Source organism: Tritonibacter multivorans, assembly GCF_001458415.1.
Taxonomy (GTDB): domain Bacteria; phylum Pseudomonadota; class Alphaproteobacteria; order Rhodobacterales; family Rhodobacteraceae; genus Epibacterium; species Epibacterium multivorans.
This window is the reverse complement of record NZ_CYSD01000013.1, coordinates 1-1,354: the sequence shown is the minus strand read 5'-3', so window position 1 is coordinate 1,354 and position 1,354 is coordinate 1. Positions and strand designations below refer to the sequence as shown.

At 53.8% G+C, this 1,354-nt stretch carries 3 protein-coding genes; 2 read left to right on the top strand and 1 reads right to left on the bottom strand.

The window, feature by feature from the left end; genetic code table 11:
* Both TRM7557_RS04045 and TRM7557_RS04040 read left to right on the top strand, forming a co-directional pair.
* Nucleotides 1-325: integrase core domain-containing protein (locus tag TRM7557_RS04045; RefSeq protein WP_131727516.1), on the top strand; the 325-nt coding region annotated here is incomplete at its 5' end.
* Between the two features lie 503 nt (nt 326-828).
* Nucleotides 829-1,149 carry a hypothetical protein gene (locus tag TRM7557_RS04040; RefSeq protein ID WP_058288947.1) on the top strand — a complete coding sequence of 107 codons (321 nt, stop codon included), beginning with the start codon at nt 829-831 and terminating at the stop codon, nt 1,147-1,149.
* A 20-nt stretch (nt 1,150-1,169) separates the two neighbouring features.
* Here TRM7557_RS04040 and TRM7557_RS04035 read toward each other — a convergent pair.
* Nucleotides 1,170-1,354: integrase core domain-containing protein (locus TRM7557_RS04035; protein ID WP_082626567.1), on the bottom strand; the 185-nt coding region annotated here is incomplete at its 5' end.

The following is a 1,354-nucleotide window of genomic DNA, read 5'->3' as shown; positions in this document are numbered from 1 at the left end:
ATGGCACTACATCGCGCCGGGCAAGCCGATGCAGAATGGCTTCGTGGAGAGTTTCAACGGCCGGATGCGCGACGAGCTGCTCAACGAGACCATGTTCCGCAACCTGGCTCACGCTCGTGTTGTGATCGCGGCCTGGGCTACCGACTACAACACCGAGCGCCCGCACTCGGCCTTGGATTACCAGACCCCGGCTGACTATGCCCGAACCCTGAACACTGCAATCGCCCGCCCCGCTGCGCCAGATGAAAGCTCCGCGCGTCGGGCGATTGCTCAACCCGCGCCGATTGGCGTAAACACCAACCGGGCTCAAATCGCGGCTGGATGAAAGTTCAGTGGCAGGTCAGCCCCAGCCCCGCAAAAAAGAATGGCTTTGCCTTGCGCGCCTTTTTGTAGAGCGTCATTGAATTCGTTTGACATAATTTCTCCAACTTCGATTGTAAGAATGAAGGCAAGGCTCTGAACGGTGCTTCACTGGCAGATCACTATGTTCAGTGGCACCATGCCATAGGTAGTGTTTGCGTGATATGTCTTTGAATATACGTGTGCAATCTGAAGTGTCTATCGAGAATTCTTGGAGCCTATAGAGTGTGTGTTTGGGGCTACTGCCGTGGATGACGAAGGGCGCTTTCAAAGGCCCACGCGGAAGTGCAGGCGTGGATAGACGAGGTGCATTGTAAAAGGGCGGATGCATCTTCCGTTCAGCGGGCACGTGACTTTTTGTTGATGGACAGAAACGAGCACGCTTACAAAGAACAAACTTCCTATGGAAAGACCGGGAGAAACCCATCTCCCGTTAGTCAAACGCGTCAGACTAACGGAGATACCACCATGACCGCGCAAATCGTCAATATCGCCCCTGAAATCGAAGCCGCAATCCTCGCAGGAGAGCTATCAACAATCGAAGTCACCGAAGCCCGCATGAAGCTTCAAGACGGGGTTTTCACACTCAACGCTAAAGATCTGTTACCTCCAAAGCAGGATCCCACAGAAAGCAAGAAAAAGCCTAAATCAGGCGCAGAACGGCAGCGCGCGCTGGCTGAACGTAAGAAAGAAGCTGGTCTTGTCAGGGATTGGGTTCACAAAACCGTTCTTGCGATGACGAAAGAAAGAGGTGGTCCTGGACATTCGACCAGTTTGCCGCCGTGCTAAGCTATAGCATTGGTTTCATTTCAGGCGGCAAGCTTCAGGTCCGGAGATCGTCTATCATAGGCCTCGTCCGGCGTCATGATCCCATGTGATGAGTGCGGGCGTCTTTCGTTGTAGTAAGTGATCCAGTTTCCGATCCCGTCGCGGGCTTCGGAGCCGGTTTCGAAAGCGTTCAGGTAGACGCATTCGTATTTGAGGGATCGCCAGA

Excerpts from the sequence above, each read along its gene's own strand:
- TRM7557_RS04040 (WP_058288947.1), top strand. The coding sequence starts at position 829 with ATGACCGCGCAAATCGTCAATATCGCCCCTGAAATCGAAGCCGCAATC.